5 protein-coding genes and 1 pseudogene are annotated in these 6,522 nt (G+C 71.7%); 4 read left to right on the top strand and 2 right to left on the bottom strand.

Translation table 11 applies throughout. The annotated features are described in order from the left end of the window. Window positions 1–719, bottom strand: a 719-nt coding sequence (locus LN042_RS37440) for a site-specific integrase (RefSeq protein ID WP_372495839.1), incomplete at its 3' end; no start/stop codon positions are given. A 155-nt stretch (window positions 720–874) separates the two neighbouring features. Here LN042_RS37440 and argS point away from each other — a divergent pair. Beyond that, window positions 875–1,466 (top strand): annotated as a pseudogene (gene argS, locus LN042_RS28780) (arginine--tRNA ligase domain-containing protein); the annotation flags it as partial. Window positions 1,467–1,977: 511 nt separating this feature from the next. Then, window positions 1,978–3,372: a sensor histidine kinase gene (locus LN042_RS28775; protein ID WP_230054329.1), complete on the top strand. Its 1,395-nt coding sequence runs from the start codon at window positions 1,978–1,980 to the stop codon at window positions 3,370–3,372. Here the strand turns inward: LN042_RS28775 and LN042_RS28770 are convergent. Then, window positions 3,312–4,049 (bottom strand): response regulator transcription factor, encoded by a 738-nt coding sequence (locus tag LN042_RS28770; RefSeq protein ID WP_230054328.1) that lies wholly within the window; start codon window positions 4,047–4,049, stop codon window positions 3,312–3,314. The two genes, LN042_RS28775 and LN042_RS28770, sit on opposite strands and share 61 nt — an antisense overlap. A gap of 154 nt (window positions 4,050–4,203) precedes the next feature. On the opposite strand from LN042_RS28770, the gene LN042_RS28765 reads away from it, so the two are divergent. Together LN042_RS28765 and LN042_RS28760 are read left to right on the top strand one after the other, a co-directional pair. Next, window positions 4,204–5,460, top strand: coding sequence for a CaiB/BaiF CoA transferase family protein (locus LN042_RS28765; protein ID WP_230054327.1), 1,257 nt, complete (start codon window positions 4,204–4,206; stop codon window positions 5,458–5,460). After that, a complete protein-coding gene (locus LN042_RS28760) occupies window positions 5,457–6,506 on the top strand; it encodes a bile acid:sodium symporter family protein (RefSeq protein WP_230054326.1) in 1,050 nt (349 codons plus the stop codon). The genes LN042_RS28765 and LN042_RS28760 overlap by 4 nt, the downstream gene beginning before the upstream one ends. Window positions 6,507–6,522 lie beyond the last annotated feature (16 nt).

The following is a 6,522-nucleotide window of genomic DNA, read 5'->3' as shown; positions in this document are numbered from 1 at the left end:
CGCAGGGCGAGCGCCTCGCCTTTGCGGATTCCGGTGCCGATCATGAGCTCGGCGAGGTCGGCGTAGAGCGGGTCCGTGACGTGGGTGAAGCGCAGGAAGCGGGCGGTCTGCTCCTCGGTCCACAGGCGCCGGGGTGCGGAGGCGGGGCGGGCGAGCAGCGGGGGCTTGGCGGGGTTGTGGGCGAGTCGGCCGTCGTAGACGGCGCTGCTGAGGGCGCTGGAGAGGGTGGCCATGATCCGGTAGACGGTGACCTTGCCGCGGCCCTGGCGCAGTTGGGTGGTGACGAAGGCGCTCAGGTGCTGGCGGGTGAGGTCGATCAGGGGGATCGTGCCGAGGGCGGGGATCAGGTCCTGCTCGACATAGGCACGGTAGCGGGCCATGGTGGTGGGCTTGAGGCGGAGCTCCTTCTCGGCGAGCCAGTCCCTCAGGTACTCGGCGGTGCGCTGTCTGGGGTCGGTGATGACGTCGACGGCCAGGCCCTCGTTGAAGCGCTGCAACGCGATGCGGGCGTCGAGTTCGTTGGGGAAGCCGGCGCGGCGGATGGTGTGGCGGTGGCCGTCGGGGGAGGGGGTGTCGACGGCGAAGGCCCAGGTGCCGTGATGCGGGTCGGCGGCGAGGCGGGGGCAGGTGGTGCCGAGCTGTCGGCGGTGTTCGTCTCGGCAGCCGCAGCGCCGGTAGACGCGGCCTCTGTCCTTGCCGGGATTTGGTGAGCAGCGCATGGTGATCGCCTCGAACGGTCGAGCGTGCGGACTCTTCCTCCTCCCAGTCTGCGTCTACACGGCGACCACCGTGCGACCACCAGCGCAAAATCTTTGGGCTGACCTGGAGATCTCCCTTGGCCTATACCCAAGGGAGATCTGGCTTCAGTGCTCCGGAAGCCGTCGACCGGGCCCGCACTGTCGTCGCCAAGAAGAGCCCCCGACTCGCGAGCGAGGAACTCGAAGACCGGGCCAAGCAGGTCGGCATCGGCGCGGTCAAGTACGCCGACCTGTCGACCTCCCGCACCTGCGACTACATCTTCGACGCCGACCGCATGGTCCCCCTCAGCGGTGATACCGGCACCTACCTTCGATACGCCTACGCCCGCATCCAGTCATCCTGCGAAAGGCCCCCGACGGCGTAACCCCGGCCGCCCACCATGGCCTCACCCTGGAGCCGGCCGAACGCGCGCTCGGCCCCTCCTCGACGAGTTCAGCGCCACCATCGACCTCGTCGCCGAGACCTTCGAGCCCTACCGCCTCTGCGCCTACCTGCACAGCCTCGCGGCGGCGTACACCACCTTCTACGAGCACTGCCCCGTCCTCAAGGCCCCCAGCCGCGAGGTCATGGAGACCCGGCTGCTGCTCTGCCAGCTCACCGGCGAGACCCTCCGCCAGGGCATGGACCTCCTCGGCATCGGAACGCCCGAGCGGCTGTACCTCTGGAGGACCTTTGGGGCGGGCAGGTATATCACCTGCCCGCCCTGAAGGCGCATGCGCGCCTGTGGTCCGGCCGCCCTGGGATTCCGGGAAGCCCCCGAATCCCCAGGGAGGATGACTGTGCGTCTATCGACCCCGATAGAGGGCTATCGGCAGTGCACAGCAGCGTCCCTGGTTCAGAGCCCATCGGCTCGGTCGATCAACGCCTCGACGAACTCGCCGTCCCGGTCGAGATCGTCCACAAGGGTCTGCTCGGGCGTCAGCGTGTGAACACCGGCGGGTCTGTTCGCCGCCGCGACTCTGGCGGTGGTGGAGCAGGCAGCGCGGAGCCTGACCGCCACCGCCCGAATGCACGCCGTTCCCGTGGCGGCGGCCCAGCCCTGGTCAGCTACCGAGCCTTGGCCGACTGACATGCCGTAGTGCCCCGGTGCTCCCGTCCGAGCAGTCGTAACCCGCACAACCCGGGCGGCGGCGGGCCGCGTTGCCACCTGGGTCCGGCACCGTTCCAGCGCCGCTGGTACATGCGTTCGTCGATCGCTTGGATCGCCGAGGAGTGGGCATGCCACGGCGTCGGGTGCAGGATGGCGGCGTGTCGGAGGCGAAGGGCGGCGGTGTCCGCCTGCGCAGACGGGTGCTGTCCTCGATCGTGGCGGTGACGGCGTGCGCGGTCCTGCTGTTCACCGTGCCGTTGGCCTGGGCGATGGCGGAGGTCTACCGCCGAGGTGCGGTGGTCCTGCTGCAGCGGGACGCGATCTGGGTGGCGGCGAAGCTGGGCTCACGGCCGACGCTCGGCCCAGAAGCGTTGGCAGGCTTGGAGGAGCTGTCGCACGGCGTCGCGGTCGGCTTGTACACGCCGGTCGGCCGGCAGGTCGCGGGAGACGGTCCGCCGGCCTCGCCAGTCGCCGCGCGGGCCGGGGACGGCGGGTTGCACCAGGGGATCGAAGCGGGTCACCTGGCGGTCGCGGCACCGGTCATACGCGGCAGGCGGGTCGCGGTGACCGTGCGGGTGTGGATGCCGTGGGACTCGGTGACCGACCGCCGGACGCGGGCGTGGCTGCTGCTCGCCTCGCTGGGTACGGTGGTGGTCGCGCTGTCGGCCGTCCTGGCCTGGCACCTGGCGCGGCGGGTCGCGGTCCCACTGGAGCGGCTGACCGGGATCGCCCGCGCCCTGGGGGAGGGCGACTTCACCGTTCAGGCGCCCCGGACCAGGATCCGCGAGGCGGACCTGGCCGGGCAGGCGCTGGCGGCGACGGCACGACGGCTGGGAGCGGTACTGGAGCGGGAGCGGCGGTTCACCACCGCGGTCTCACATCAACTGCGCACCCCGCTGACGGCCCTGGTGCTGGGGCTTGAAGCGGCCCAGACGGCGCCGGAAGGGGTTCGGCGGGAGGCGGTGGCGACGGCGCTGCGGCGTGCCGAGCACCTCGCCGAGACGGTGGAGGAACTGCTGCGACTGGCGAGGGAGACGCACCATGGCGGCATCGCGGTGGACGCGGCGCTGCTGGCCGAGCGAGTGGCGGACCGTCACCGCGCCGCCGTGCTGGAGGCCGGACGACGACTGATCGTGCGGTGCGAGGACGGGCTCGCCCCGGTCCGGGGCTCGGAGGCGGCCATCACACAGATCCTCGGCACCTTGCTGGACAACGCACTCACGCACGGCCACGGCGAGATCCGGCTGACCGTCGCCGACGTGGGCGCCGGTGTGGCGATGGAAGTCGGCGATGACGGACCCGGCCTGCGCGCGGGCGACGAGGCAGCCTTCACCGGGCGGCTGCCCGGCGCCCGGCACGGCATCGGGCTGCCGCTGGCCCGCTCACTCGCGGAGGCCGAGGGAGGGCGGCTGGTGCTGCGCCGGGCCGCGCCGCGCCCGGTGTTCAGCCTGCTGCTGCCCGTTCATGACCCGGACGGTGACGGGATGCGCACCGCCGTGGGGGAGGGGAGCGGCAGCTCGTAGCGGTAGCCCCGGCCGCGCACGGTCGTGATGACCTGGTCGGCGTGCGGGACGGCGTCGGCGAGCTTGCGGCGCAGGGCGGAGACGTGGACGTCGAGGGTCTTGGTGGAGCCGAACCAGTGCTCGTCCCACACTCGTGCCATCAGCTCCTCCCGGGAGACCACGGTTCCGGCCTGCTCGGCCAGGGCCACCAGCAGGTCGAACTCCTTCGGGCGCAGGGCGACTTCGCTGTCCGCGACGTGCACGCGGCGGGCGCGGGTGTCGATCTGGGCGGATCCGATTCGGATGACCGGCACCCCGGAGGTGGCTTCGCGTCGACGCAGGTGGGCGCGCAGGCGAGCGAGGAGTTCGGTGAAGCGGAACGGCTTGGTCAGGTAGTCGTCGGCGCCGGCGTCGAGGGCGACGACCACCTCGAACTCGTGGGTGCGGGCGGTGAGTACGACGATGACGCTCTCCACGGGCAGCAGGGTGCGCAGGCGTCGGCACAGCGCCACGCCGTCGATGTCCGGCAACCCCAGGTCGAGCAGGACCAGGTCCGGCCGGTGGTCGAGGACATGGGTGAGGGCGGCCGAGCCGCTCGCGGCGACGACCGCTCGGTAACCGTGGCCGGTGAGCGCCTGGAGCAACTCGGCGGCGATGTCCGCGTCGTCCTCCACCACCAGCAGATCAGCAGGAGCCATACCCGCATTACACAGCGTCCCGGCGCAGAAGCCGAAAGTTAACGACCTCTTACGCTCCGCTGAGTGTCCGCTCGCCGCGCGCTCCGTAGGTTCGTGGACACGCCTTCGTCCACCCCCGGCGGCGTCCGGGGCCTGACACCCACCGGGGAGACCGATGGACACGAATGCAACGGACACGGAGAAGGCCGGCCTCCAGCCCGGGCCGTTGAGGGGCTTGCTCGTCCTCGACCTGTCGCACGCGCTGGCGGGCCCGCAGGCGGCGATGATGCTGGGCGACCTGGGTGCCCGGGTCATCAAGGTCGAGGCGCCGCGAGGCGACGAGACCCGCGGCTGGGGGCCGCCGTTCGCCCGCCCGGCCCGCCCCGACGCGGCTGAGGAGTCCACCTACTTCCTGTCCTGCAACCGCAACAAGGAGTCGGTCACCGCCGACCTCAAGAGCGACCAGGGCCGTGAGTTGGTCGAACGCCTGATCCGCCGCGCAGACGTGCTGGTGGAGAACTTCCGCCCCGGCGTCCTGACCCGGCTCGGCCTCGGCAGCGAGCGGCTGCACGAGCTCAACCCCTCCCTGGTCGTGCTCTCCATCAGCGGCTTCGGCCACGACGGCCCGCACGGCGACCGTCCCGGATACGACCAGATCGCCCAAGGCGAGGCCGGACTGATGAGCCTGACCGGCGAGCCCGGCGATCCGACCAGGACCGGCGTGCCCATCGCCGACCTGCTCGCCGGCATCTTCGGCGTCTGCGCCGTCCTCGCCGCCCTCATCGAGCGCCAGGCCACGCGGCGCGGGCAGACCGTGCGCACCTCCCTGCTGTCCGCACTCGTCGGCATCCACAGCTTCCAGGGCACCCGCTGGACCGTCGCCGGCCAAGTCCCCGCCGCCACCGGCAACCAGCATCCGGCCATCGCCCCCTACGGCCTGTTCCACTGCGCCGACGCCGACATCCAACTCGCCGCCGGCAGCCAGAACTTGTGGCGCGCCCTGGCCGCCGTCACCGGCCTCGACCCCGACGAACCGCACTACGCGACCAATGCCGACCGGGTGCGCAACCGCCACCTGCTCGAAGCCGACCTGGAGAAGCGGCTCACCCAGGACCCCGCCGACACCTGGCTCGAACGCCTGGCGGCGGCCGGCGTTCCCGCCGGGCGAATCCGCACCCTCGACGAGGTCTACCGCTGGGAGCAGACCCACCAGCAGGGCCTGCTCGTCGAAGTCGACCACGCCACCCTCGGCCGCATCACCCTGCCCGGCCCACCCTGGCACTTCGACCACCAAGCCCCCACCCAGCACACCGCACCCCCCACGCTGGGCCAGCACGACCAGCCGGTCCGCGCCTGGCTCGACCGACTCGACCGGCACGCCCCGACGGCGGTACCCGTGCCCACGACGCAAGCGCAGGGAGCCACCCGATGAGCAACCCGCCAGCTCCCGGCGCCGACAAGCCGGCACGCCGACGCCTGCCGCAGGCCGTCGACCCCTATCTCCTGGCCCTCACGGGCTGCGTGGCCCTCGCAGCCCTGTGGCCCGCGACCGGCCGCGCCCAACAGGAGGTGAACCGCGCGGCCGACGCCGCGGTCGGGCTGCTGTTCTTCCTCTACGGCGCACGCCTGTCCGCGCAGGAGATGATCGCGGGCCTGCGCCACTGGCGCCTGCAACTCGCCATCGCCGCCAGCACCTTCGTGCTCTTCCCGCTCCTCGGGCTGCTCATCTACCCGATCCTGCCCGCACTGGTCGGACCGCGCCTGGCCACCGGCGTCCTCTTCCTGTGCCTGCTGCCCTCCACCATCCAATCCTCGATCGCCTTCACCTCGATCGCCCGCGGTAACGTGCCCGCAGCCGTGTGCGCCGGCACCTGCTCCAGCCTGCTGGGCATGCTCCTCACCCCGCTGCTGGCCGCGACCGTGCTGGGTACGGCCGTGCACTTGGACACCACGCGCCTGGCCGCGCTGGCCACCCAGATCCTGCTGCCGTTCGCCGCCGGACAGGCCGTCAACCGCTGGATCGGTCCCGCCCTCGCCCGCCACCGGCGGCAACTGCGCCATATCGACCGGGGGTCGATCCTGCTCGTCGTCTACACCGCCTTCAGCCACAGCACCGCGAACGGCCTGTGGCAATCCCTCACCCTCGCCCACCTGCTGGCCCTGCTCGCCGTTGACGCCGTCCTCCTGGCCACCGTCCTGCTCACCATCGCCACCACACTCGGCAACATGCCCACCTTCGACCGCGCCGACCGGATCGCCCTGGTCTTCGCCGGCTCGAAGAAGAGCCTCGTCAACGGGATGCCCATGGCAGCGGTCCTGTTCGGCGCGAGCGCAGGCGCGATCGTCGTCCCGGTCATGCTCTTCCACCAGACGCAGTTGCTCGTCTGCTCCGTCATCGCCAAGCGGTGGTCGCACCCGCACGACCCGCCGCTTGCCGGCTTCCGAGCCTCAGTTTCCGCGCCCGTCAGCAGCGGCTGAGTCGACCAGCAGGTGC

This window comes from Kitasatospora humi (assembly GCF_020907985.1).
GTDB classification, from domain to species: Bacteria; Actinomycetota; Actinomycetes; order Streptomycetales; family Streptomycetaceae; genus Kitasatospora; species Kitasatospora humi.
The sequence above is the reverse complement of the archived record's forward strand: the minus strand, read 5'-3'. Positions and strand labels throughout refer to the sequence as shown.

What these genes read in the sequence shown, in the direction of transcription:
- LN042_RS28775 (WP_230054329.1), top strand. Translation starts at nt 1,978, where the DNA reads ATGCCACGGCGTCGGGTGCAGGATGGCGGCGTGTCGGAGGCGAAGGGC.
- LN042_RS28770 (WP_230054328.1), bottom strand. Translation starts at nt 4,049, where the DNA reads ATGGCTCCTGCTGATCTGCTGGTGGTGGAGGACGACGCGGACATCGCC.
- LN042_RS28765 (WP_230054327.1), top strand. Translation starts at nt 4,204, where the DNA reads ATGGACACGAATGCAACGGACACGGAGAAGGCCGGCCTCCAGCCCGGG.
- LN042_RS28760 (WP_230054326.1), top strand. Translation starts at nt 5,457, where the DNA reads ATGAGCAACCCGCCAGCTCCCGGCGCCGACAAGCCGGCACGCCGACGC.